The organism is Curtobacterium ammoniigenes NBRC 101786 (genome assembly GCF_001571045.1).
Classification (GTDB): Bacteria; Actinomycetota; Actinomycetes; order Actinomycetales; family Microbacteriaceae; genus Curtobacterium; species Curtobacterium ammoniigenes.
Genome location: NZ_BCSV01000005.1, coordinates 252,364 through 274,391, shown reverse-complemented (window position 1 = coordinate 274,391; position 22,028 = coordinate 252,364). Strand labels below are relative to the sequence as shown.

The 22,028-nt window shown below is 67.6% G+C and carries 25 protein-coding genes; 3 read left to right on the top strand and 22 right to left on the bottom strand.

The annotated features are described in order from the left end of the window. Positions 1-55: 55 nt before the first annotated feature. The 6 genes from pheT to infC all read right to left on the bottom strand — a co-directional run bounded on the left by pheT (position 56) and on the right by infC (position 6,292). On the bottom strand, positions 56-2,551 hold the full coding sequence (gene pheT / locus CAM01S_RS12460; RefSeq protein ID WP_066522148.1) for a phenylalanine--tRNA ligase subunit beta: 2,496 nt from the start codon (positions 2,549-2,551) through the stop codon (positions 56-58). Further along, positions 2,551-3,591: a phenylalanine--tRNA ligase subunit alpha gene (gene pheS, locus CAM01S_RS12455; protein ID WP_066522144.1), complete on the bottom strand. Its 1,041-nt coding sequence runs from the start codon at positions 3,589-3,591 to the stop codon at positions 2,551-2,553. The genes pheT and pheS overlap by 1 nt, the downstream gene beginning before the upstream one ends. An 11-nt stretch (positions 3,592-3,602) precedes the next feature. After that, positions 3,603-4,457, bottom strand: a complete 855-nt coding sequence (locus CAM01S_RS12450; RefSeq protein WP_066522326.1) for a TrmH family RNA methyltransferase — start codon at positions 4,455-4,457, stop codon at positions 3,603-3,605. Positions 4,458-4,576: 119 nt separating this feature from the next. Then, positions 4,577-4,960 carry a 50S ribosomal protein L20 gene (gene rplT / locus CAM01S_RS12445; protein WP_066522142.1) on the bottom strand — a complete coding sequence of 128 codons (384 nt, stop codon included), beginning with the start codon at positions 4,958-4,960 and terminating at the stop codon, positions 4,577-4,579. 31 nt (positions 4,961-4,991) lie between these two features. Then, complete coding sequence (gene rpmI, locus CAM01S_RS12440; protein WP_066522140.1) at positions 4,992-5,186, bottom strand: 50S ribosomal protein L35; 195 nt, start codon at positions 5,184-5,186, stop codon at positions 4,992-4,994. Between the two features lie 29 nt (positions 5,187-5,215). Beyond that, positions 5,216-6,292, bottom strand: a complete 1,077-nt coding sequence (gene infC / locus CAM01S_RS15210) for a translation initiation factor IF-3 (protein ID WP_083528012.1) — start codon at positions 6,290-6,292, stop codon at positions 5,216-5,218. Positions 6,293-6,659: 367 nt separating this feature from the next. On the opposite strand from infC, the gene CAM01S_RS12430 reads away from it, so the two are divergent. Further along, positions 6,660-6,980 carry a DUF1844 domain-containing protein gene (locus CAM01S_RS12430; RefSeq protein WP_066522324.1) on the top strand — a complete coding sequence of 107 codons (321 nt, stop codon included), beginning with the start codon at positions 6,660-6,662 and terminating at the stop codon, positions 6,978-6,980. A 15-nt stretch (positions 6,981-6,995) separates the two neighbouring features. Here CAM01S_RS12430 and CAM01S_RS12425 read toward each other — a convergent pair whose 3' ends face one another. From CAM01S_RS12425 to CAM01S_RS12400, 6 genes are all read right to left on the bottom strand, one after another. Next, on the bottom strand, positions 6,996-7,802 hold the full coding sequence (locus CAM01S_RS12425) for an SseB family protein (protein WP_245631638.1): 807 nt from the start codon (positions 7,800-7,802) through the stop codon (positions 6,996-6,998). Then, positions 7,799-8,539 carry a bifunctional 1-(5-phosphoribosyl)-5-((5-phosphoribosylamino)methylideneamino)imidazole-4-carboxamide isomerase/phosphoribosylanthranilate isomerase PriA gene (gene priA / locus CAM01S_RS12420; RefSeq protein ID WP_066522129.1) on the bottom strand — a complete coding sequence of 247 codons (741 nt, stop codon included), beginning with the start codon at positions 8,537-8,539 and terminating at the stop codon, positions 7,799-7,801. The genes CAM01S_RS12425 and priA overlap by 4 nt, the downstream gene beginning before the upstream one ends. Positions 8,540-8,574: 35 nt before the next feature. Then, the gene (gene hisH, locus CAM01S_RS12415; protein WP_066522127.1) at positions 8,575-9,207 is read right to left on the bottom strand and encodes an imidazole glycerol phosphate synthase subunit HisH; all 633 of its coding nucleotides are present in this window, start codon (positions 9,205-9,207) and stop codon (positions 8,575-8,577) included. Between the two features lie 19 nt (positions 9,208-9,226). Beyond that, positions 9,227-9,832 carry an imidazoleglycerol-phosphate dehydratase HisB gene (gene hisB, locus CAM01S_RS12410; protein WP_066522125.1) on the bottom strand — a complete coding sequence of 202 codons (606 nt, stop codon included), beginning with the start codon at positions 9,830-9,832 and terminating at the stop codon, positions 9,227-9,229. Beyond that, on the bottom strand, positions 9,829-10,935 hold the full coding sequence (locus CAM01S_RS12405; protein WP_066522117.1) for a histidinol-phosphate transaminase: 1,107 nt from the start codon (positions 10,933-10,935) through the stop codon (positions 9,829-9,831). Before CAM01S_RS12405 ends, hisB begins: the two co-directional genes overlap by 4 nt. 85 nt (positions 10,936-11,020) lie before the next feature. Beyond that, positions 11,021-11,386 (bottom strand): LysM peptidoglycan-binding domain-containing protein, encoded by a 366-nt coding sequence (locus tag CAM01S_RS12400; protein WP_066522115.1) that lies wholly within the window; start codon positions 11,384-11,386, stop codon positions 11,021-11,023. A 238-nt stretch (positions 11,387-11,624) separates the two neighbouring features. On the opposite strand from CAM01S_RS12400, the gene lexA reads away from it, so the two are divergent. Further along, the gene (gene lexA, locus CAM01S_RS12395) at positions 11,625-12,266 is read left to right on the top strand and encodes a transcriptional repressor LexA (protein ID WP_066522113.1); all 642 of its coding nucleotides are present in this window, start codon (positions 11,625-11,627) and stop codon (positions 12,264-12,266) included. Between the two features lie 48 nt (positions 12,267-12,314). On the opposite strand, the gene hflX is transcribed toward lexA, so the two are convergent. After that, on the bottom strand, positions 12,315-13,862 hold the full coding sequence (hflX, locus tag CAM01S_RS12390; RefSeq protein ID WP_066522108.1) for a GTPase HflX: 1,548 nt from the start codon (positions 13,860-13,862) through the stop codon (positions 12,315-12,317). 61 nt (positions 13,863-13,923) lie between these two features. On the opposite strand from hflX, the gene CAM01S_RS12385 reads away from it, so the two are divergent. After that, entirely contained in the window at positions 13,924-14,544 is a 621-nt protein-coding gene (locus CAM01S_RS12385) for a class I SAM-dependent methyltransferase (RefSeq protein WP_066522101.1), read from the top strand. A 25-nt stretch (positions 14,545-14,569) separates the two neighbouring features. Here the strand turns inward: CAM01S_RS12385 and dapF are convergent, their stop codons facing one another. The 9 genes from dapF to pgsA form a co-directional block, all read right to left on the bottom strand. Next, a complete protein-coding gene (dapF, locus tag CAM01S_RS12380) occupies positions 14,570-15,460 on the bottom strand; it encodes a diaminopimelate epimerase (protein WP_066522097.1) in 891 nt (296 codons plus the stop codon). Beyond that, positions 15,457-16,356: a tRNA (adenosine(37)-N6)-dimethylallyltransferase MiaA gene (miaA, locus tag CAM01S_RS12375; protein WP_306306292.1), complete on the bottom strand. Its 900-nt coding sequence runs from the start codon at positions 16,354-16,356 to the stop codon at positions 15,457-15,459. The genes dapF and miaA overlap by 4 nt, the downstream gene beginning before the upstream one ends. Positions 16,357-16,423: 67 nt before the next feature. Then, a complete protein-coding gene (miaB, locus tag CAM01S_RS12370; protein WP_066522094.1) occupies positions 16,424-17,917 on the bottom strand; it encodes a tRNA (N6-isopentenyl adenosine(37)-C2)-methylthiotransferase MiaB in 1,494 nt (497 codons plus the stop codon). A 25-nt stretch (positions 17,918-17,942) separates the two neighbouring features. Continuing rightward, on the bottom strand, positions 17,943-18,650 hold the full coding sequence (locus tag CAM01S_RS12365; protein ID WP_169795873.1) for a regulatory protein RecX: 708 nt from the start codon (positions 18,648-18,650) through the stop codon (positions 17,943-17,945). A 58-nt stretch (positions 18,651-18,708) separates the two neighbouring features. Continuing rightward, positions 18,709-19,770, bottom strand: coding sequence for a recombinase RecA (recA, locus tag CAM01S_RS12360; RefSeq protein WP_066522085.1), 1,062 nt, complete (start codon positions 19,768-19,770; stop codon positions 18,709-18,711). 331 nt (positions 19,771-20,101) lie between these two features. Continuing rightward, positions 20,102-20,326, bottom strand: a complete 225-nt coding sequence (locus tag CAM01S_RS12355) for a DUF3046 domain-containing protein (protein WP_066522077.1) — start codon at positions 20,324-20,326, stop codon at positions 20,102-20,104. A 105-nt stretch (positions 20,327-20,431) separates the two neighbouring features. Then, positions 20,432-20,740, bottom strand: coding sequence for a helix-turn-helix domain-containing protein (locus tag CAM01S_RS12350; protein ID WP_066522076.1), 309 nt, complete (start codon positions 20,738-20,740; stop codon positions 20,432-20,434). Between the two features lie 150 nt (positions 20,741-20,890). Next, the gene (locus tag CAM01S_RS14730; protein WP_066522311.1) at positions 20,891-21,391 is read right to left on the bottom strand and encodes a CinA family protein; all 501 of its coding nucleotides are present in this window, start codon (positions 21,389-21,391) and stop codon (positions 20,891-20,893) included. Continuing rightward, the gene (gene pgsA, locus CAM01S_RS14725) at positions 21,388-22,023 is read right to left on the bottom strand and encodes a CDP-diacylglycerol--glycerol-3-phosphate 3-phosphatidyltransferase (RefSeq protein WP_066522314.1); all 636 of its coding nucleotides are present in this window, start codon (positions 22,021-22,023) and stop codon (positions 21,388-21,390) included. Before pgsA ends, CAM01S_RS14730 begins: the two co-directional genes overlap by 4 nt. Positions 22,024-22,028 lie beyond the last annotated feature (5 nt).

The following is a 22,028-nucleotide window of genomic DNA, read 5'->3' as shown; positions in this document are numbered from 1 at the left end:
ACTTGGCTCAAGCGGTCGAAGGCGGCGACCCCGGCAACGCTGATCCGATGCGGAATCAGTCGCGCAGGGTCGCCCCGAATCGCTCGCCCGCACGTCGGACGGCCGTGTCACGAGCGGCGCTCGCCTCAGCGGCAGTCAAGGTGCGGTCCGCGGCGCGGAATCGCAGCGCGAACGTCAGGGACTTCTGCCCCTCGTTCACGCCGGCGCCCCGATAGTCGTCCACGAGGCGAGCATACTCCAGCAGATCACCCGCTCCTGTTTTGATGACGTCGAGCAGCGCTCCCGCCGGAACGGAGTCATCCACGACGAGCGAAAGGTCTTGCGTTGCGGCAGGGAAGCTCACGATCGGCGTGACCGTAAGCGCCTCGGGCGTGGCGGCGACGAGCGCGTCGAGATCGATCTCCAGGGCAGCGACGACGCGTGGAAGGTCGAGCTCCGAGGTCAGGGACGGCAGCAGCTCGCCGGCCACGCCGATCTCGGTCTCGCCGATCGCGAGCACCGCCGCGCGCCCCGGATGGAACGACGGATGCACCGTCTGACGCACCGACAGTTCGGCGTTTCCCACAGCCCAGACGATCGCTCGAGCGATATCCAGCGCGTCGCCGATCCCCCAGGGCTGCGCCGCGAGACCGGGTTGCTTCAGCACCCGATCCCCGGCCAGCACGACCGTCACGTGCCGTGGCTGCGCGGGCAGCGACGCGTTCATCGCTGCCAGTGTCGCGGCCGACGGGAGCGCTCCGCCCTGCGGGATGTCCGCGGTGCCGAGTTCAGCGCCGGCCGGCGGCAGGAAGACACGAGCGGTCTCGTACACCGCAACATCGGTGAGTCCGCGCCCGACGTTCCGTCGAACAGCTTCGACGAGACCGGGCAGCCCGCTCCGACGCAAGAGCGGAAGCGCACGATCGAGCGGATTCGCGAGCGCGACCGACGGCCCTCCGGACGGGTCGATTCCCGGGAACTGTGCCGCGGTGACGGCCGATACGAAGGGGGCCGTCACGACCTCGGTGAGACCGACGGCAGCGAGCGCGTTCGACACGCGGCGTGCTGCCCGCTGCGATGGCGACAGACCGCGTCCGGGCGGGGCGACCGGAAGCACGCTCGGGATGCGGCCGTATCCGACGATGCGCGCGATCTCCTCGACCAGCGAGACATCATCGACGAGGTCTGGCCGCCAGCTCGGCGGTGTGATGGTCAGCACCGGACCGGACTCCGCGACCTCGGCGCCGATCGCCCGGAGCGTGCCGAGGATCTCGGCCGCGGAGTAGTCGACGCCCATCACTGATGCGGCCCGGTCCATGTGCAAGACGATCGGCGTCGGGGGCGCATCGTCGACGACCGTCGAACCGAGCTCGTCCGCGGTCCCGCCAGCCAACTCGACCAGCAGCTGCACTGCGCGAGACGCTGCGGGTTCCGCCACGAGCGGATCCACGCCGCGCTCGAACCGCCGCGATGCCTCACTGCCGAGCTTGTGCCGACGCGCGGTACGGGCGATGGAGACCTGCTCGAAGCGGGCGGCCTCGATCAGGACATCGGTGGTGCCAGCACCCATCTCGGTCCGCGCTCCGCCCATGACCCCGGCGAGTCCGACCGGCCCGGCGTCGTCGGCGATGACGAGATCCTGCGGGTCGAGCGTGCGGTCGGTGCCGTCCAGCGTCGTGAGGTGCTCGCCCGGGGACGCCCGACGAACCGTCAGACCGCCCTGCACCTTCGCAAGGTCGTAGCCGTGCAGCGGCTGCCCGAGCTCGAGCATGACGTAGTTCGTGATATCCACCGGCAACGAGATCGACCGAACTCCGGCGAGCCGGAGCCGTGCGCGCATCCAGGGCGGTGTCGGACGCGTCGCATCGATTCCGCGGACGGTGCGGGTCAGGAACGTGGTTGCACCGACTCGTCCGCGGATGGGTGCGGCATCGTCGATCAGGACGGGGAATCCATCGCCGTGTGTCGCTGTGACCGTCGTTGCTGGGTCGGTGAAGGTCGCTCCGGTCGCGTGCGCGTACTCGCGGGCGACACCCCGGATGCTCAGCGCGTATCCGCGGTCAGGCGTCACATTGATCTCGACCGCTGCATCATCGAGGCCGAGCAGGGCGATGGCATCGTGACCGACTGGGGCATCGAGGCCGAGATCCGCAAGCCGCAGGATGCCCTCGTGGTCCTCCGAAAGGCCGAGCTCCCGCGCCGACGCGATCATGCCGTCGGAGATATGCCCGTACGTCTTGCGCGCGGCGATGGGGAACGGACCGGGGAGGACCGCCCCCGGGAGCGTGACGACCACGAGGTCGCCGACATCGAAGTTGTGCGCCCCGCAGACGATGCCACGCGGCTCCGATTCACCGACGTCGACCTGGCACCAGTTGATGGTCTTGCCGTTCGACTGCGGCTCCGGAAGGCGCTCCATGACCCGACCGACGACAATCGGACCCGTGAGATCGAACGTGTGCTCGGCCTCCTCTTCGAAGCCGACGGAGACGAGCGCGGCATGCACATGCTCGAGCGAGACGTCCTCGGGGAGGTCGACGTACTCTCCGAGCCAGCGAAGCGGGACGCGCATCAGACCACCATTCCGAACTGCTGCGAAAACCGGATGTCGCCCTCCACGAAATCACGCATGTCAGCGATCTCATGCCGGAACTGGACGGTGCGCTCAATACCCATGCCGAAGGCGAATCCTTGATATTCGGCTGGGTCGATGCCTGCAGAACGCAACACATTCGGATTGACCATGCCGCAGCCTCCCCATTCGACCCACCGGGCTCCGCCCTTGGCATTCGGCTGCCAGACGTCCATCTCGGCGGACGGCTCCGTGAACGGGAAGTAATTGGGGCGGAGCCGGATCTGGGCCTGCTGGCCGAACATCTGCCGCGCGAAGTGCTCGAGCGTGCCGCGCAGGTGCGCCATGGTCAGCCCGCGGTCGATCGCAATGCCCTCAACCTGCGTGAAGACGGGCGTGTGCGTCGCATCGAGCTCGTCAGACCGGTAGACACGGCCCGGCGCGATGACGTACAGCGGCAGGGGACGGTCGAGCAAGGACCGGACCTGCACCGGCGACGTATGCGTGCGCAGGAGGAGGTGACGGTCCGCCGGCTCGACGAACAGTGTGTCCTGCATGGCGCGGGCGGGATGGTCCTCATCGAAGTTGAGCGCGTCGAAGTTGAACCACTCGTGCTCGAGCTCGGGCCCTTCCGCGATCTCCCACCCCATCGCGACGAAGATGTCGGCAACGGTCTCCTGCAGGAGCGAGAGCGGGTGCCGCGCTCCGCTGTTCCACCGCGACGGGAGCGCCGTCACGTCCACCGCCTCCGAGGCGAGGCGCATGCGCTCTTCATCCTCAGCGAGCCCTGCCTCACGCGCAGCGATCGCTTCTGCGACGGTTGCTCGGGCCTGACCGATCAGCTTGCCTGCCGCCGCCTTCTCCGCGGGTGGGACAGTACGCATCGACGCGTTCATTCGCGCCAGGAGTGAGTGCTCGCCCGCGTGCACGCTCCGCGCCGCCTTCAGCTCGGCAATCGACGACGCCGCACGCACAGCGGCGAGCGCGCTTTCGACGGCCTCCGCCACAGCGGGTCCACTGATCTCCACAGGGTCTGACACGGTTCTCAACCCTACCGGGCCAGGTCCGGTCCCCCATCCGCCGTAGTGCTCCTGTGGACGAATGCTGTCTCATACAGGCAGACCGAGGCCGCGGTCGCGAGGTTCATCGACTCGGCATGCCCGTAGATGGGAACACGCACGGCGCGGTCCACCAGTTCCAGGTCATCGCTGGTGAGGCCCCGCGCCTCGTTTCCGAATACCCAGGCGACCGGACCGTCGAGCGCACCGTCGCCACGCACCGTCGGCAAGTCGTCTCCTGACACGTCCGCCGCCAGAACTGCGAAGCCCGCCGAGCGCGCCCGGTCGACCACGTCCTTCAGCTCCGCGCCGACCGCAACCGGAACGTGGAACAGCGATCCCGTCGTGGATCGCACGACCTTGGGGTTGTAGGGGTCGACCGATCGGCCGGTCATCACGACCGCTGCCGCCCCTGCGGCATCCGCGGCACGGAGGATCGTGCCCGCGTTCCCGGGATCCCTGACCTGCTCGAGCACGGCGACCATCTGCGGCCGTCCTTTATTGTCACCAGTCGCGGCGTCGCCGAAGACGGTGCGGACGGATACCGGGAACTGCTGGCAGACCGCAACCACGCCCTGGGGTGTGACCGTGTCCGCCATCGCAGCGATCACATCCTCACTCGCGAAGAGCAGCGGCACATCGGCGGCGCGCGCGTCGTCCGCGATGCCGTAGCGTTCGGCGGCGCTCGGGGTCACGAAGAGTTCGCGCACCAGATCAGGACGAAAGCGCAGCGCCTCGCGCGCGGCTTGCGGACCCTCGGCCAGGAACAGGCCGGATTCCTGACGGGCGTCTTTTCGGGACAAGGCCGCGACCGCTCGGACGCGGCCGGCGCGAGGGTTCTCAAGCAGCTCTGGCACGCGTCAAGTCTTCCAGGGTCTCTGGGCCCACGTATTCGGGTGCCGCTAGCACCGTACGACGCAGACAGCCCCGCCCGGCGGACCGGGCGGGGCTGTCAAGGCAGGTCAGGTCACGCGGCCTTGGGCGCCGAAGTGTCGGCGGGCAGCGCAGCCTTCGCGGTCGCGACGAGGCTCGCGAAGGTCGCGGGCTCGTTGACGGCGAGGTCCGCGAGGATGCGGCGGTCGACCTCGACCCCAGCCAGGTTCAGACCCTGGATGAGGCGGTTGTAGGTGAGGCCGTTCGCACGGGCCGCGGCGTTGATCCGCTGGATCCAGAGGCGACGGAACTCGCCCTTCTTCGCGCGACGGTCGCGGTAGGCGTAGACGAGGGAGTGGGTGACCTGCTCCTTCGCCTTCCGGTACAGGCGCGACCGCTGTCCGCGGTAGCCCTCAGCGCGTTCGAGGACGACGCGACGCTTCTTGGCGGCGTTGACCGCTCTCTTTACACGTGCCATTGATCTATTCCTTCGCGGTGGTCAGTCGGCGTCAGCGGCCGAGGAGCTTCTTCACGGCCTTGCGGTCGGCCTTCGCGAGCGTCAGGTCCTCGTTGAGGCGCGCCTTGCGCTTCGCGGGCTTGACCTCGAGGTTGTGCCGCATGCCGGCCTGCTGCTTCATGATCTTGCCGCTGCCGGTGACCTTGAAACGCTTCTTGGACCCGGAGTGGGTCTTCTGCTTGGGCATTGGGTGCCTTTCCTACGGGATGAGGGTGATCAGCCGCGACGAGGGCCGGGACCAGGACGACCGGGAGTCGGTCGCGGAGTCGCCGGCGCGTCGCTCGCAGCCGAGGGTTTGGGAGTGGGCGCCTTGGGAGCGGCAGCCCGGGGAGCGGCCGGCGTCGCCTTCGGAGCCGCGGCCGGCTTGGCCGCAGCGGGCTTCGCTGCAGCAGGCTTCGCTGCGGCGGGCTTCGCTGCGGTCGCCGGCGCCGAATCCGCCGGTTCCGGCGCGGCTGCCGATGCCGGAGCCGGCGTGGCGGCCGGAGCCGATGTCGCCGGCGTGGCGGCCGGAGCAGGAGCCTTCGTCCGCGGAGTGGCGGACGACGATGCCGGAGCAGCGGACGACGGAGCCGTTGCCGAGGTCGCAGCGGTGTCTGCCGAACGGGTCCGAGACGCCGCAGGGGCCGAGACCGGGGAGCTTTCGGGAGCGGAGGACGCGGCAGCACCCATCGGCGCTGGTGCCTCCTCACGCGGGGTCGCGGCACGATCTGCGCGAGCCGCGGCCTTGGCCGCCGCCTTCTTGGCGTTCTGCTCACCCTTGACGTCCGACTTGTTCTTGATCGGCGAGACGACCATGGTCATGTTTCGACCGTCTTGCGTCGGACGGGACTCGACAACGCCGAAGTCGGCGATGTCCTCGGCGAAGCGCTGCAGCAGACGAACACCGAGCTCAGGCCGGGACTGCTCGCGCCCACGAAACAGGATCATGGCCTTGACCTTGTCGCCCGCAGCGAGGAAGCCCTCAGCGCGCTTGCGCTTGGTCTCGTAGTCGTGCGCGTCGATCTTGAGACGGAACCGAACCTCTTTCAGGACCGTGTTCGCCTGGTTGCGCCGGGCCTCCTTGGCCTTCTGCGCAGCTTCGTACTTGAACTTGCCGTAGTCCATGATCTTGGCCACGGGCGGCTTCGAGTTCGGAGCGACCTCGACCAGATCCAGGTCGGCTTCCTGCGCAAGGCGCAGTGCCATGGCGATGGGGACAACGCCCACCTGCTCGCCCCCGGGGCCGACGAGTCGGACTTCGGGAACACGGATGCGGTCGTTGGTACGGGGATCGGGAATGCGGAACTCCTTCAATCTGAGTCGGAAGCCTGGGACGGACCCCAGATTTCAGCGCAGAGAGGAGTTCGAACGCACGGATCGCCGTGGTTCCCGCCCAACGTCGTCCTGCCGGCAATCAGTGACTGCGACAGACCGACCGGCCCACAGCCGAGTCAAGGACTCGTCCGTGCGGCGGAGCGGAAGTGACCCGGTAGCCTGACTTCGGACCCGCGAGCGGGTTCCGATGGCAGAGCGCCGGGTGGGAGCGAGCTCCTCTTCTTGATGCCGACCGGCATCAATGACACCGGGCAGCAACTGCCGCCGACGATGGTATCAGAGGAGCACCGTGACCGACAGTCCAGACGTCAGCACACCGTCACCGACGGAGTCGGAACAGGACACGATGGCCGCTGCGCGCGACATCGCCGAAGTCCCGGCCGTCGAGCTCATCAACACGGTCGCGGTGCACCTGCTCAGCGCAGCAGCGGTCAAGGTCGGGCTCGCGGACGACCCGGAGGCCCAGCTCGACCTCGACGAGGCGCGAAAGCTCATCACCGCGCTCGCCGGCCTCGTCACGGCCGCCGCTGCGGAGATCGGCGACCATCACGCGCGACCCCTCCGGGACGGCTTGCGCTCGGTGCAGCTCGCGTTCCGAGAAGCGTCCGCGATCCCGGACGCCCCCGGGAACGGCCCCGGTGAGAAGTTCACCGGTCCCGTGAACTGAGCGGAGCGGCGCGCGTCAGGCGGCCGCGCGCACCGCGACCGAGAGGCTGTCTACTCGCTCGGCGATGATCGTGGTCTCCGCCCAACGCCGTTGTACAGCGCCGAGAATGGCCTGCACCGATTGCGCGTCGAGTCCCGGCGCGATCGCAAGGTCGACGCGGAGTTCCGGCCCGGCGGAGCGCCCGAGCCGGTCCCCGGGGAGTACGACGATCTGCGCGATACGCGGATCGACGGCGCTGCTCGCAGCGAATGCAGCCGCGACCTCGGGATCTTCCCACGAGGGGATCCACGGGATGCCCTTGCCGAGTGACCACACGGCCGGTCGCCGAATCAGGAACTCGGTTGCGCCTCCAGGATCGACGACGATGAGCTCGGTGCCCTCGGAGACCGCGGCGAGCGCCAGTTTCCGGGCATCGACCGGAACGGGACGTGCCTCGGGATTCCACGCCGTCAGCGTGTCGGCGGACGAGAACGCGGGCATGACGGTGCGACCGTCCGGACCGGCAACGGTGACGACCGCGAGTTCCTGCGTCTTGTCGACCTGACGGCCATCGGCGGTGTGGCCGATGGCTCCGGCTTCGGCGAGAAGCGGGACGAGCAACCGAGCCGAACGCACGGCATCGACGACGCCCCGCGCAGAGCCGCCCCCCTGGAGAGCCTCGATGGCGCTGACGAGGCGCGGATCCGCGCGGCCGTCGTCGTCTGCGTAGGCGTCGTCGTGACCGCCGAAAGAACGGCCGGCCCATGGGGTTCCGGCGCTGTCGGCTCCCCCAGGGGCGTCGCCACCTTCCGGCGGGAGCCCGTTCGAGATCCCCGCACTCACGCGGTGGCCGCCTGCAGCGCCTCGGCAAGGGTGAACGCCCCCGAGTACAGCGCCTTGCCGACGATCGCAGCCTCCACCCCGATCGGAACGAGCGAGCGGAGTGCACGAAGGTCGTCGAGCGTGGAAATACCCCCGGACGCGACGACCGGACGCGACGTCCGAGACGTGACCAGCCGAAGCAGCTCGAGATTCGGGCCGGTGAGCGTGCCGTCTTTCGTCACATCGGTGACGACGTAGCGCGCACAGCCAGCGTCATCGAGTCGCTCCAGCGCCGCGAAGAGGTCACCCGCGGACTCGGTCCAACCTCGACTGGCCAGGGTCGTTCCACGGACGTCGAGCCCAACAGCGATCCGATCGCCGTGGGCAGCGATCACCTCGGCCGTCCATTCCGGACGCTCCAGCGCTGCGGTGCCGAGATTCACGCGGCGGGCACCGGTCGCGAGAGCGGCGTCCAGCGTCGCATCGTCGCGGATTCCGCCGGACAGTTCGACGGCGATGTCGGGCACCTCGGCAACCACCTGCGCGGTCAGGGCACGGTTGTCGCCTCGACCGAACGCCGCGTCGAGGTCCACGAGGTGGATCCACCGTGCGCCCTGCGCGGCCCACGTGCGCGCGGCCTCGATCGGCGAGCCGTACCCGGTCTCCGTTCCTGCTTCGCCTTGGGTCAGTCGGACAGCGGTCCCGTCGACGACATCGATCGCGGGGAGCAGGGTGAGGATCGGGGCGGTGTCTGCCATTGAGGAACCTTCGTCGGTCTGGAGGCGCGGGTCGGTCACAGCGACCGCACCCAGTTCTCGAGGAGCGTCAGCCCGGCATCTCCGGACTTCTCGGGGTGGAACTGGGTCGCCGACAGCGGGCCGTTCTCGACGGCCGCGATGAAGCGCTCGCCGTGCTCGGCCCAGGTGATCCGCGGCGGGCGTCGCCGCGGATTCGCGTCGATCGGCATTTCCGTCGCCGCGTAGGAGTGCACGAAATAGAAGCGCTCATCCTCGATGCCAGAGAACAGGACCGATTCGGGCGCCGCCTCCACGGTGTCCCATCCCATATGCGGCACGATGTCGGCACGAAGCGCCCGGACGGTGCCCGGCCACTCGCCGAGCCCATCGACGGCCTCGCCACGCTCAACGCCCCGTTCGAAAAGCACCTGCATGCCCACGCAGATCCCGAGGACAGGCCTGCTACCGGCGAGTCGGCGGCCGATCAGCTCGCCGCCCCGCACTGACTCCAACTGCGAGACGACGGCCGCGAACGCGCCGACCCCAGGCACGAGGAGACCATCGGCCGCGAGCACCGACGTGCGATCCGCCGTCAGGGTGACCTGCGCACCGACACGCTCGAGCGCCTTCACCGCGGAATGCACATTGCCCGAGCCGTAATCGAGGACGACCACCGATGGCGCGGTCACCGCGACGCCGAATCGCCGATCACAGAGCGCCCTTGGTCGAGGGCACCCCGTGGACGCGCGGGTCGAGGGCGACGGCGGCGCGGAAGGCGCGAGCGGCCGCCTTGAACTCTGCCTCGGCGATGTGGTGCGGATCTCGGCCCGCCAGCACGCGCACGTGCATGGTGACCGCGCTGTGTGCGGTCAGCGCCTCGAACGCATGACGGACGAGCGATCCAGTGAAGTGGCCGCCGATGCGGTGGAGCGCGAACCCGTCTGGCTCCCCCGTGTGGACGAGGTACGAACGGCCGGATACGTCGACGACCGCCTGGGCGAGCGCCTCGTCGAGCGGCACCGTCGCGTCGCCGTATCGAGCGATACCGGTTCGCGCTCCGAGCGCCTGACGGATCGCCTGACCGAGCACGATCGCGGTGTCCTCCACCGTGTGATGGGCGTCGATATCGGTGTCACCGTGCGCGTCGACCTCGAGGTCGATCAGCGAGTGCTTGCTGAACGCGGTCAGCAAGTGATCGAAGAAGGGCACGGTGGTGGACACCGACGAGGTCCCGCTGCCGTCGAGGTCGAGCCGGAGCGTGACGCTCGACTCGCTCGTCGTCCGGGTGATCGTCGCGGTCCGGCTGGCGGTCATGCGACAACCCTAACGGGAGGCTGCGAGCGCGAGATCTCGCGCATTGCGTCGAGGAACGCGGTTGTCTCGGCCGCGGTCCCGGCGCTGACGCGAAGGTGACCGGGGATGCCGAGGTCACGAACGATGATGTCCTTCGCGAGCAGCGACGCGAAGGTCGCCTGCGGGTCGGCAACACCGCCGAAGAGGACGAAGTTCGACCAGGTTTGGTGCGGCGTGTATCCCATCGCGCGGAGTTCACGCACCATCCGGTCGCGCTGCGCAACGATGTCGTCGACCATGCTCAGCATGATCGGCGCGTGCCGGAGGGCAGCGACAGCGGCGGCCTGCGTCAGCGAGGACAGGTGGTAGGGCAGGCGAACGAGCCGGAGCGCGTCGATCACTGCCGGATCTGCGGCAAGGTAGCCCACGCGTGCACCGGCGAACGCGAACGCCTTGCTCATTGTTCGCGAGACGACGAGGCGTTCCCGTCCGGGGAGGAGATCAAGTGCAGTGCGCTGTCCGTGCGGCATGAACTCCGCGTATGCCTCGTCGACCATCACGATTCCGGTCGTCGCATCGTAGGCGGCCTCGACGGTCTCCAGGTCGAGCGGAGTCCCGGTCGGATTGTTCGGACCGCAGAAGAACACGAGATCGGGGTGGTGCTCGTCGATGTGCCGGACGGCCGTGGCAGCCGTGATCGCGAACTCGGCATCGCGGGCTCCCGCGATCCATGCCGTGCCAGTGCCCGCCGCGATGATCGAGTGCATGGAGTACGTCGGGGGAAAGCCGAGCACACTTCGCCCAGGCCCGCCGAACGCTTGTAACAACTGCTGGATGATCTCGTTCGAACCGTTGGCAGCCCAGAGATGCGCGGCCTCGAGGCCATGCCCCAGGTATGCCGCAAGCGATGCGCGGAGCGCGGTGAACTCACGATCGGGGTAGCGATTGATCGTGCGCAGGGCGGCGTCGATTTCGGCCAGAATGTCGTCGGCGACTTCGCGCGGCACCGGATGCGTGTTCTCGTTCACATTCAGGGCGACGCGAACGTGCGGTTGCGGAGCGCCATACGGTACGGCCCCGCGCAGGTCGTCTCGAATCGGCAGTTCTTCTAGCGTGATTGCCACCGCACCATGGTATGGCGACGCGACTGCCGCACTGCCATGCCGTCCAGACGGACGGGCGAGGGCAGATCGGATTGGAGCGGCCGGCTCAGTGCGACGCCGTGTACTGCGGCGGGATCGCGATTCGCTGCCCGGGCTGCACGACCGACGTCTGCAGGTTGTTGAGGGTGACCACGTCTTGCACGAACTGACTCGGGTCGCTCTTCGGCGCCTCTGTCTCGGCGATCTGCCAGAGCGAACTCCCCGGCTCGACGGTGACGTATTGGAAATGCACGTGGCTTGCCGTGTTGCCGGCGCTTGCCTGGCCGCTGTTCAGCACGCCCAGCAGGATCGCCAGGACCACCGGAACCGCGGCGAGGGTGGTCAGCACAGCGCGCCCGCGCCGTGTGAGGCGCAGCCGCGTGCGGACGCTCGGTCGGGCCGACAGGGGAGCGCTGATCGCCGTGGAGCTCATGATTGATCCCTTTCGTCGAGGTGGCTGCGAATCTGTGTACCGAACGTATGTTCGATTGCTCGAGCATACAGCGACTGCTTCGGGTGTGACCACCCCGAATTCAGCGACACGCTCGAACGGATGTTTGTTCGGCCGTGTCCCGTTGGATACAGTTTCGAAGAACTGGAAACAGTCAAACCCCGACCACTGACATTCGGAGCAGCCGCTCCTGGGCGGGACCGATCCGAGAGGGAGCACCGTGGTCGACGGGCAGCGCGGACAGAAGCCACTGACAGCGAAGCAGCAGGCGATCCTGGACGCGATTCGCGCCTCCATCGCGACCCGCGGATATCCGCCGAGCATGCGCGAGATCGGGGACGCAGCCGGGCTCGCCTCCCTGTCGAGCGTTTCGCATCAGCTCGGACAGCTCGAACTCGGCGGCTGGATCCGACGTGACCCGAACCGTCCCCGCGCACTGGAAGTTCTCGTCGAGGCCCAGCCCGACACCGACGCTCCCGATATCGACGCGACAACACTCGTGCCCCTCGTCGGACGCATCGCCGCAGGTATCCCGATCACGGCGGAGCAGCACGTGGACGAGATCGTGCCGCTCCCCCGACAGCTCGTCGGCACCGGGGATCTCTTCATGCTGAAGGTCGTCGGCGAGTCCATGATCGACGCTGCGATCTGCGACGGCGACTGGGTGGTGGTGCGTGCGCAGCAGACGGCCGAGAACGGCGACATCGTTGCCGCCATGCTCGACGAAGAGGCGACGGTCAAAGTGTTCCGCCAGCGCGACGGCCACACCTGGCTGCTCCCCCGCAACACCAACTTTGAACCGATCCTCGGTGACGAAGCCACCGTGCTCGGCAAAGTCGTCGCGGTACTCCGCTCCCTCTAACGGGACGAGCGCGCCGTCGGTGGCCTCCCGAGCAGCCGACGAACTGGATCAGCTCATCGACGCCGCGGCGACCTCGGGAACGCCAACGATGAACGCGTCGAGTTCGGCGACATCGCGCTGAAAGACGCGCACGTCGAGTCGCGTGCCATCGGCAACGTACTCGGTCGACCGAACTGCGCCGAGATCGTGAAGACGCGACACGACATCACCGCGCGAATACGGCACGACGAGCGTCAGTGCGACGTCTGGTTCCGGCAGCCGTCGTTCGATCGCCGCGAGAAGGTCCGAAACGCCCTCGCCTGTGCGGGCCGACACGAACACCGCGTCCGGCACGAGACCCACCAGAATCAGCCGCGTCGCGTCGTCGATGAGGTCTGCCTTGTTGAAGGCGACGATCTCGGGGATGGAACGGGCGCCCACCTCCCCGATGACGTCGCGGACCGTACTCAGCTGCGCGGCCGGGTCAGGGTGCGACCCGTCGACGACATGCACGATCACATCTGCGTCGGCGACCTCTTCGAGTGTCGATCGGAACGCCTCCACAAGCTGATGCGGCAGGTTTCGGACGAATCCGACCGTGTCCGCGAACGTGTAGGGCCGTCCCTGCTCGGTCGTCGACCGTCGGACCGTTGAATCGAGCGTTGCGAACAACTGGTTCTGAACCAGCACGCCGGCGCTCGTCAGCCGATTCAGGAGGGACGATTTCCCGGCATTCGTGTAGCCGGCGATGGCGACGCTCGGGACCTCGTTGCGGTGACGCTCCGCACGCTTCGCTTCGCGTGCCGGTTGGAACGACGCGATCTGGCGACGAAGCTTCGCCATTCGCGAGTGGATGCGTCGGCGATCGAGCTCGATCTTCGTCTCACCGGGACCTCGCGAGCCCATTCCGGCGCCTGCACCGCCGACCTGACCACCGGCCTGCCGTGACATCGACTCACCCCAGCCTCGCAGCCGAGGGAGGAGGTACTCGAGCTGTGCGAGCTCGACTTGCGCCTTGCCCTCGCGACTCTTCGCGTGCTGACTGAAGATGTCGAGGATCACTGCAGTGCGATCGATGACCTTCACCTTCACGACATCCTCGAGCGCACGCCGCTGACTCGGCGCGAGCTCGGTGTCGGCGATCACGGTGTCGGCACCAGTCGATTTCACGATCATGGCCAATTCGTCGGCCTTGCCCCGACCGAGATACGTCGACGGATCCGGGTGCGGTCGGCGCTGCAGCAGACCGTCGAGGACCATCGCGCCCGCGGTCTCGGCGAGCGCCGCCAGTTCACGAATAGAGTTTTCGGCGTCCTCGGCATCGCCCTGGGCATACACGCCGATGAGCACCACGCGCTCGAGTCGGAGCTGTCGGTACTCGACTTCGGTGACGTCTTCGAGTTCGGTCGACAGACCGGCGACACGGCGAAGCGCAGCACGGTCGTCGCGGTCGAACTGATCGCCGTCTCCGGTCCAATCGGGTTCGCCAAGCCGACGAGTCTGGATCGCCTGCGCAGGCGCGAACACGGCGGCGCGCGACTCAGCATTGCGGAGGACTCGCTCGACGATTCCGGCACCCTCGTCGGAGAAGTCGTTGTTCGGCTGTGGATTCGTCATACGGTGCACAGGGTACCTCCGGGAGACGGGCGACACACCGCCCCGCCGGTACGGTTCTTTCATGGCGAACGAGCACTACTTCTCTGCCGATCCCGCGAGCGCCTCCCGTCCGCGTCGCATCGAAGTGGTGCTTGCCGGACGGCCCCTGCAACTCGCCACCGATTCCGGTGTTTTCAGCCCCGAACGCCTCGACACCGGAACGCGGGTCCTGCTCGAAGCCGTCCCCACACCCTCGTCACACGGCAATCTGCTCGACGTCGGAACGGGCTGGGGCCCCCTTGCCATCGACATGGCGCTGCGCGCGCCCGCCGCGACGGTTTGGGCGATCGACGTCAATGCGCGTGTCCTCGAACTCGCGGCCGCAAACGCCGTGGCGGCCGGCGCGGCGAACGTCCGAGTCGGCGACCCGGAGTCCGTCCCGCCGGACGTCCGGTTCCAGACGATCTGGTCGAACCCGCCGATCCGGGTCGGGAAGGCCGCGTTGCACCGGCTCCTGCTCGAGTGGCTGCCGCGTCTCGAGCATGGCGGGGAGGCGTGGCTCGTCGTTGCGAAGCAGCTCGGCGCCGATTCGCTGCAGCAGTGGCTGGCCGACACGCTCGGAACCGGGTTCGCGGTGAGCCGCGCATCGACAGCGAAGGGGTACCGGGTTCTCCACGTCGAGCGCGGATCTGAGACCGCTTGAGCCGCGGGTCAGATGGGGCCGGCCGTCAGACCGTCAGGTCGCCGACGAACACCAGCTCGGCAGGACCAGCGAGGGCGACATGCTCGCCCTCCTCGGTCGCCATCATGCGAACCGTGAGATCCCCGCCCGGCACTCGGACTCGCCACGTATCCGGTGCGCCGGCACCCGCCCAATACCGAACAGCGAGGGCCGCCGCGATCGCGCCGGTGCCGCACGACAGGGTTTCACCGCTGCCGCGCTCGTGCACCCGCATGGTGATGTGGCCCACGCCGTCGCGGATCAGCGGATCGCCCGGAAGGACGAACTCGACGTTGGCGCCGTGCAGCGGCTCGGGATCGAGGACGGGGACGTAGGTGAGATCGACGTCGGTGAGCTCGTCATCGGTCGCGACCGCCACCACGACGTGGGGATTGCCGACATCGATCCCGATTCCGGGCCGGGCACCGTCGAGATTGCGCGCCCGGACCATGATGTCGTCGCTGCCGTTCCCGTCGAGCCCGAGGCTCCATCGCCCGAGGTCGGCTTGAAAGCCGGTCGTCTGGCGCTGGATATCGACGACACCCTTCCGGGTTCCGATTGCGAGGGTCTCACCGGCGGGCAGCTCCACCAGCCCTGCCTCGGTCAGGTACCGCGCGAACACGCGCACACCGTTCCCGCACATCTCTGCGACGGAACCGTCGGCGTTGTAATAGTCCATGAACCAGACGGCCTCCGGCGCGTCCACGATGAGGGCCCTCCCCTCCGGCAGCGACGCAGAACGGACCGCCCGGATGACGCCGTCTGCGCCCACGCCGAACCGGCGGTCGGCAATCGCCCGGATGCGCTCCGGAGTGCATTCGACGAGGCCGTCCGGGTCGGCGAAGAGGACGAAGTCGTTGCCGGTGCCGTGGCCTTTGGTGAAATGGATCTCCGTCACCCGACGATCCTACGGGCCACCGCGGCGACACCACCGGGTGGAACGCCCGTCATGTCGACCTGCTCGGCGTCGTATCGGCGGAACCAGGAGACCTGTCTGCGCGCATAGCGCCGCGTGGAATGCGCGACCGCGGCGACAGCCTCCGGACCGGTCAGTCGGCCCGCGAGCACATCGAACGCCTGGGCGTATCCGATGGCCGCGCGCGCCGTTCGACCAAGGTCACCCGTCCGGCGCTGCAGTGTGGCGGCTTCCTCGACGAGCCCGCGGTCGAACATGTCCGCGGCACGCCGATCGAGCGCATCGACGAGTTCACCGCGGTCCCGCACAAGGTGCACGATCCGAGCCGGCTGCCACGGGACCGGTTCAGATGGGAGGCGCGTGGTCGCGGAACCGACGGTCCGAGCGATCTCGAGTGCGCGCACGATCCGCCGCGGGTTCTGCGCGTCGATGGTCGCTGCTGCGGTCGGGTCGATCTCGGCAAGCTCCGCGAGCAAGGCACCGACGCCCCGGCGTTCGAGAGCCTGTTCGAGTTCCGCGCGCAGCACCGGATCGGTCCCCGGAAATCGGAGCTCGAAGAGCACGCTCGACACGTAGAGGCCGCTGCCGCCGACCAGGAGCGGCACGTGATCGCGGCGCTGGATGTCCTCGATGTCGCGCCGAGCCTCCGATTGATACGCGGCAGCACTCGCCTCGTCGGTCGGTTCGAGAACGTCGAGCTGGTGATGCGGCACGCCGCGGCGCTCTGCAAGCGGCAGTTTCGCAGTGCCGATGTCCATTCCGCGGTATAGCTGCATCGCGTCCGCATTGACGACTTCCGCGATGATCCCGCGGGCGGCGAGGCGTTCCGCGATCGCGAGGGACACCGCCGTCTTTCCGGTCCCGGTGGCTCCGACGATTGCGATCGGCGATCGGTGCGACGCTCGCCCACCCGCGGCCGGGGGCGGTGCGCCGTTTTGGCCCAGTTCAGCTCCCGATTCGGAGGCTCGGGAGACCGAGCGACACACGGCTGGTTCCGGCGACGGTCGGCTCCGGGACAGCGCAGGACGCCGCTTCTGCCCGATCCCATGCGTCGCCGGCGCGCGTGCGCCGGATCGGAAGCTGCGAGCCGACCGGGGTGTCGGCGATGAGGTAGTGCGGCGCTGCCCTGGTGATCGTGACGGTCACCATGTCGCCAGGACGGGGAGCCTCCTGGCCGGCGGGCACTGAGAAGTGGACGAGTCGCGCGTCAGCGGCCCGGCCGGACATTCGGTGGGTGGCGTCATCTTTTCGACCTTCGCCGGTGGCGACGAGCACCTCGATCGTTCGCCCGACCTGCCGCGCGTTCTCTTCCGCCGTGATCCGATCTTGCAGGGCAGTGAGACGCTCGTATCGCTCCTGCACAACCTCTTTCGGAACCTGATGGTCCATCGTCGCCGCGGGCGTTCCAGGACGAATCGAGTACTGGAACGTGAATGCGGACGAGAACCGGGCTTGCTCAACGACGCGGAGCGTGTCCTCGAAGTCCTCGTCCGTTTCGCCCGGGAATCCGACGATGATGTCCGTCGTGATCGCTGCGTCGGGGATGCGTGCGCGCACGCGGTCGAGGATCCCGAGGAAGCGGTCGCTTCGGTAGCTCCGACGCATAGCGCGAAGAATCCGATCGGAGCCGGACTGCAGCGGCATGTGGAGCTGTGGTGCGACGCTCGGCGTCTCGGCCATCGCATCGATGACGTCGTCGGTGAAGGCTGCAGGATGAGGGCTCGTGAACCGGATGCGCTCGAGCCCGTCGATTGTGCCTGCAGCTCGCAGCAGTTTCCCGAAGGCGAGCCGATCACCGAACTCGACGCCGTAGGAGTTCACGTTCTGCCCGAGCAGCGTTACCTCGATCGCGCCATCGTCGACGAGTGCCTGGATCTCCGCGAGCACGTCGCCCGGACGGCGGTCTTTTTCTTTCCCGCGGAGCGAGGGCACGATGCAGAACGTGCACGTGTTGTTGCAGCCGACGGAGATCGACACCCACCCGCTGTAGGTGGAGTCGCGCTTCGTCGGGAGCGTCGACGGGAACACCTCGAGCGCCTCGAGGATTTCGACCTGGGCTTCGCCGTTGTGCCGGGCACGTTCGAGGAGTGTCGGGAGCGCACCCATGTTGTGGGTACCGAACACGACGTCGACCCACGGAGCTTTCTCCAGGATGACGTTCTTGTCCTTCTGAGCAAGGCAGCCGCCGACCGCGATCTGCATGCCGGGGTGGTCGCGCTTGACCGAGGCGAGGTGGCCGAGGTTCCCGTAGAGGCGATTGTCCGCATTCTCGCGCACCGCACAGGTGTTGATGACCACGATGTCGGCGTTGTCATCGGTGGCCGCGACGTAGCCGGCTGCTTCGAGCGAGCCGCTCAATCGCTCCGAGTCGTGCACGTTCATCTGACACCCGTAGGTGCGGACCTGATAGGTGCGGGGGGTCGCCGCGATACTCGCCATGGTGCCGACAGTTTACGTCGGGGTTTCACTCGAAGCGGACCGTCGAGGTGCTTCCCGGCGCCGCGCCGCCGAGCGCGCGCGTCACGGCGTCGCGCACAAGCGACCCGCTGTACCCCTTGCGTTGGAGGAACCCGGCGAGGCGCCGCTCAGCGGTCGCGCGATCGAGGTTGCGGAGTTGCGCAGCGCGTCGCTCGGCCAACTCATTGACGCGAGATGCTTCGTCGTCGTCCGTCGCCGTGTCGGCGTCGAGTGCTTCGTCGATGACAGCGGCTGGGAGACCGCGCTGACGAAGCGCCTGCACCAGCGCGATACGTCCGAGTTGCTTCCGAGTACGGAGCCGATCGATGAGCTCCCCCGCCAACGCGTGATCGTCCAGCAGGCCGACGCGCTCTAAGCGGGCAATCTCCGCATCGATGGCATCTGCTGGGGTGTCGTGGCGCTGGAGCGCCGCTCGGAGCTCTGAGCTGCTGAGTTGACGACGACTGAGAGCACGGATACTCAGGCGCTCGACGGCCGCTGCGTCGAGTGCCGGAGCATTCCCGTCGATCGCGGCACTGGCCTGCGCCGATGCACGCGGTACGTCGCTGAGACCACTCACGGGCTTCACTGGGGTGACCGGCGCGTTCGGCTCGGCGTCCGGCGAGGAATCCGACGCTGTGGAGGACGCCAGCCCGGTCACCGGCGGCAGCCAGCGTGGTGCGCTCCCCCGGCGAGCCGAGAACAACTCGGTCACCGGGGCGAGCGTGCCACGGTCGGATTCGGTTGCGTCCTCACCCGGCGGGCTGACCGAGTCAGGCACCCTTTCGCGCTGCGATCTTCGGCTCGATGGATTCAACCGGTGCGGGAGCCGAACCTGCGGCGCCGATACCGAGCTTCGCAAGGATCTTGCCTTCGATGTCCGCAGCGATCTCGGGATTCTGGATCAGGAAGTTCCGAGAGTTCTCCTTGCCCTGACCGAGCTGATCACCGTCGTAGGTGTACCAGGCCCCGGACTTCTTGACGATGCCGTGATCGACGCCGAAGTCGAGCAGCGATCCTTCGCGGGAGATCCCGACCCCGTAGAGAATGTCGAACTCGGCCTGCTTGAACGGCGGCGCCATCTTGTTCTTGACGACCTTGACTCGAGTCCGGTTCCCAACGGCCTCGGTGCCGTCCTTCAACGTTTCGATTCGACGAATATCGAGCCGGACTGACGCATAGAACTTGAGCGCCTTACCGCCGGCGGTCGTCTCCGGCGAGCCGAAAAAGACACCGATCTTCTCGCGCAGCTGGTTGATGAAGATCATCGTGGTCTGCGTCTGGTTCAACCCGCCCGCGAGCTTGCGGAGCGCCTGTGACATGAGGCGAGCCTGCAACCCGACGTGCGAATCGCCCATCTCACCTTCGATCTCCGCGCGGGGCACAAGCGCAGCGACCGAGTCGACAACGACCAGGTCGATCGAGCCCGACCGGACGAGCATGTCCGCGATCTCGAGCGCCTGCTCACCCGTGTCGGGCTGCGAGACGAGGAGCGCATCGATGTCGACGCCGAGCTTCTTGGCGTAGTCGGGGTCGAGCGCGTGCTCAGCATCGATGAACGCCGCGATACCGCCATTGCGCTGTGCGTTCGCGATGGCGTGCAGCGTGAGCGTCGTCTTTCCGGAGGATTCGGGCCCGTAGATCTCGATGATGCGGCCGCGAGGCAGGCCACCGATACCGAGAGCGACGTCGAGCGCGACCGAACCGGTCGGAATCGTCGCGACCGGCGCGCGCTCATCCGAGCCCAGACGCATCACGGTGCCCTTGCCGAACTGCCTGTCAATCTGCGCGAGGGCGGTCTCGAGGGCCTTCTCGCGGTCTGCCGGTGAGGGCATGATGTGCTTCTCTCTGCTCGTGGTCGGCGCCTCTAGGCTGTCGGCTCTCCGATGGCCGATGGAGCAAGGCCGTCGTGTCGCCGACAAGGCTCGTAGGTATTTCCGTGCTCTGAATCTAGGAACAGCCACCGACACCGCTCGGCGAAGAAGGCTGTCCTGTGGACAGTGGCCGGAAAGACCTGCGTGGGGATGACGCTAACACCAGCCGAACAGATGTTCGATCAACACGCCGAAGACATCTTCGAATCCGTTGGGATTGCCCCATCAGCGGAGATCGCACGAGCAGCAACTGCTCCCGTCCACCTTGAGCGCGGACGCATGGGGTGCGGCGTCAGTCTTTCGGCGCAGCGAGGCCCTTCCCGTGCCGGCGCGACGGCGGGATGTCCTGGGACTCGCACAGCGCCTCCCAGACCGTGCGTGCATCGATGCCGACCGCGAGGGCATCCGCCGCAGACCGAGCGCCGAGAGCCTCGAGCACGACGTCGTGCGTCACAACGGCACCGTAGCCTTCACCGAACTCCTGCTCGACCGCCAGCCAGAACTCGCTCACTCGCATCGATCCAGCCTAAGCGCGGAGCCACGGATGCCTCGTGCCGTTCTACACACGACGAAACCACCCCGTCGGATACGACGGGGTGGTTTGCGTGATTGCTCAGGCCGGTCAGCGAACGGCGAGGTCCTTGTCGAACTCTGCCATGAGGTCGTCGGGCAGCGTGTCCGGAACGGGCGCGAGACCCTCGATGACCGCGAGCCGGTCGCCGACTTCGCGCATGATCACCGAGATCGGCGTGTCGAGCGCGTCCGCGACAGAGGCGAGGATCTCGGAGCTCGCCTCCTTCTGTCCACGCTCAACCTCGCTGAGGTAGCCGAGCGCGACGCTTGCCTTGGATGCAACCTGGCGGAGGGTCCTGCCCTTCTGCAAGCGGAAGTCCCGCAGCACGTCGCCGATTTCCTGACGAACGAGAACCATGAGATCTCCTCCTCTCTGTCATCCAACGCTCACCGGCCCGGATGGCTGAGGTGAGGCAGCAACACTACTGCTGTCGGTTGTTGCATGCTAACCAGACGACAGTGGATGAAGCGTGTGAATGCACGATCTGTAACCGGATGGAAACGGGACCTATTCCCCGTACTCCACACCGGTCACTGCTCGGTGCAGTCGCATCAGCAATTCGGAGACCGTGGCGGTGCGGATTGCCGATCGATCGCCAACAAGCTGCAAGCCGAATGCCGCCGCCGCCTGAGCGCTCGCGATTCCGACGTAGACCGTGCCCACGGGCTGACCGTCCTGTGGGTCCGGACCGGCAACCCCCGTCGTCGAGACCCCCCACGTCGCGGGCCGTCCATCGATCGCGGCCGCTCTCCGAACCCCGATCGCCATCTGCAGCGCGACGTCAGGGTGCACCGCGCCATGCTGGTGCAGCAGCGCCGGATCGACGCCGAGCAACGATGCTTTGATCGGCGTCGCGTAGGCGACGATCCCGGCGCGGACGACGGCGCTCGCACCCGGCACACCGACGAGTTCCGCAGTGACGAGGCCGCCGGTCAGGGACTCCGCTGCCGCGAGTGTTGCGTCAGACGCGACGAGGGCACGGATGAGGGCTGCTGCGAGCCCGCTCACGCCGCTGTCCGGCCGTGTCTCCACGCCTGGTACAGGTAGTCGAGTCCGCTCCAGACGGTTGCCACCAGCGCCGCGCTCATCAGCACGATGTTCACGATGTCCACCCAGGATCCGAACACGTTCCAGAACGGGAACAGTGCGAGCGTGATCGCGACCGCCTGCAGCACCGTCTTGATCTTTCCCCCGCGGCTTGCGGGGATAACCCGATCGGACAGCACCATGAATCGGAAGACCGTGATGCCGACCTCCCGAAGCAGGATCAAGGCCGTGACGTACCAGGGCAGTTCGCCGAGGATCGATAGGGCGATGAGCGCACCGCCGATGAGCACCTTGTCGGCAATCGGGTCGACGAGCTTGCCGAAGTCGGTGACGAGATTCTGCCGCCGCGCGATGATGCCATCCGCCGAGTCGGTGATGATCGCGACGACGAACAGGATTGCCGCGGTGATCCGAAGCGATCCGTCGTGCCCAGCATCGGCCAGTAGCAGCACGAAGAACAGCGGCGCCATCAGGATGCGGACAACGGTGATGATGTTCGCGACGTTCGCGGTCGAGGCCGGACCGTCTCCCTGACGGAGCAGTCGTCCGCGCCATGGGAATCGCGCGCCGGTCGGCGGGTGCTCGCTCACCATGCCGA

Excerpts from the sequence above, each read along its gene's own strand:
- pheT (WP_066522148.1), bottom strand. The coding sequence starts at position 2,551 with ATGCGCGTCCCGCTTCGCTGGCTCGGAGAGTACGTCGACCTCCCCGAG.
- rplT (WP_066522142.1), bottom strand. The coding sequence starts at position 4,960 with ATGGCACGTGTAAAGAGAGCGGTCAACGCCGCCAAGAAGCGTCGCGTC.
- rpmI (WP_066522140.1), bottom strand. The coding sequence starts at position 5,186 with ATGCCCAAGCAGAAGACCCACTCCGGGTCCAAGAAGCGTTTCAAGGTC.
- CAM01S_RS12430 (WP_066522324.1), top strand. The coding sequence starts at position 6,660 with ATGGCCGCTGCGCGCGACATCGCCGAAGTCCCGGCCGTCGAGCTCATC.
- priA (WP_066522129.1), bottom strand. The coding sequence starts at position 8,539 with ATGGCAGACACCGCCCCGATCCTCACCCTGCTCCCCGCGATCGATGTC.
- hisB (WP_066522125.1), bottom strand. The coding sequence starts at position 9,832 with ATGACCGCCAGCCGGACCGCGACGATCACCCGGACGACGAGCGAGTCG.
- CAM01S_RS12400 (WP_066522115.1), bottom strand. The coding sequence starts at position 11,386 with ATGAGCTCCACGGCGATCAGCGCTCCCCTGTCGGCCCGACCGAGCGTC.
- hflX (WP_066522108.1), bottom strand. The coding sequence starts at position 13,862 with ATGACGAATCCACAGCCGAACAACGACTTCTCCGACGAGGGTGCCGGA.
- CAM01S_RS12385 (WP_066522101.1), top strand. The coding sequence starts at position 13,924 with ATGGCGAACGAGCACTACTTCTCTGCCGATCCCGCGAGCGCCTCCCGT.
- miaB (WP_066522094.1), bottom strand. The coding sequence starts at position 17,917 with ATGGCGAGTATCGCGGCGACCCCCCGCACCTATCAGGTCCGCACCTAC.
- recA (WP_066522085.1), bottom strand. The coding sequence starts at position 19,770 with ATGCCCTCACCGGCAGACCGCGAGAAGGCCCTCGAGACCGCCCTCGCG.
- CAM01S_RS12355 (WP_066522077.1), bottom strand. The coding sequence starts at position 20,326 with ATGCGAGTGAGCGAGTTCTGGCTGGCGGTCGAGCAGGAGTTCGGTGAA.
- CAM01S_RS12350 (WP_066522076.1), bottom strand. The coding sequence starts at position 20,740 with ATGGTTCTCGTTCGTCAGGAAATCGGCGACGTGCTGCGGGACTTCCGC.
- pgsA (WP_066522314.1), bottom strand. The coding sequence starts at position 22,023 with ATGGTGAGCGAGCACCCGCCGACCGGCGCGCGATTCCCATGGCGCGGA.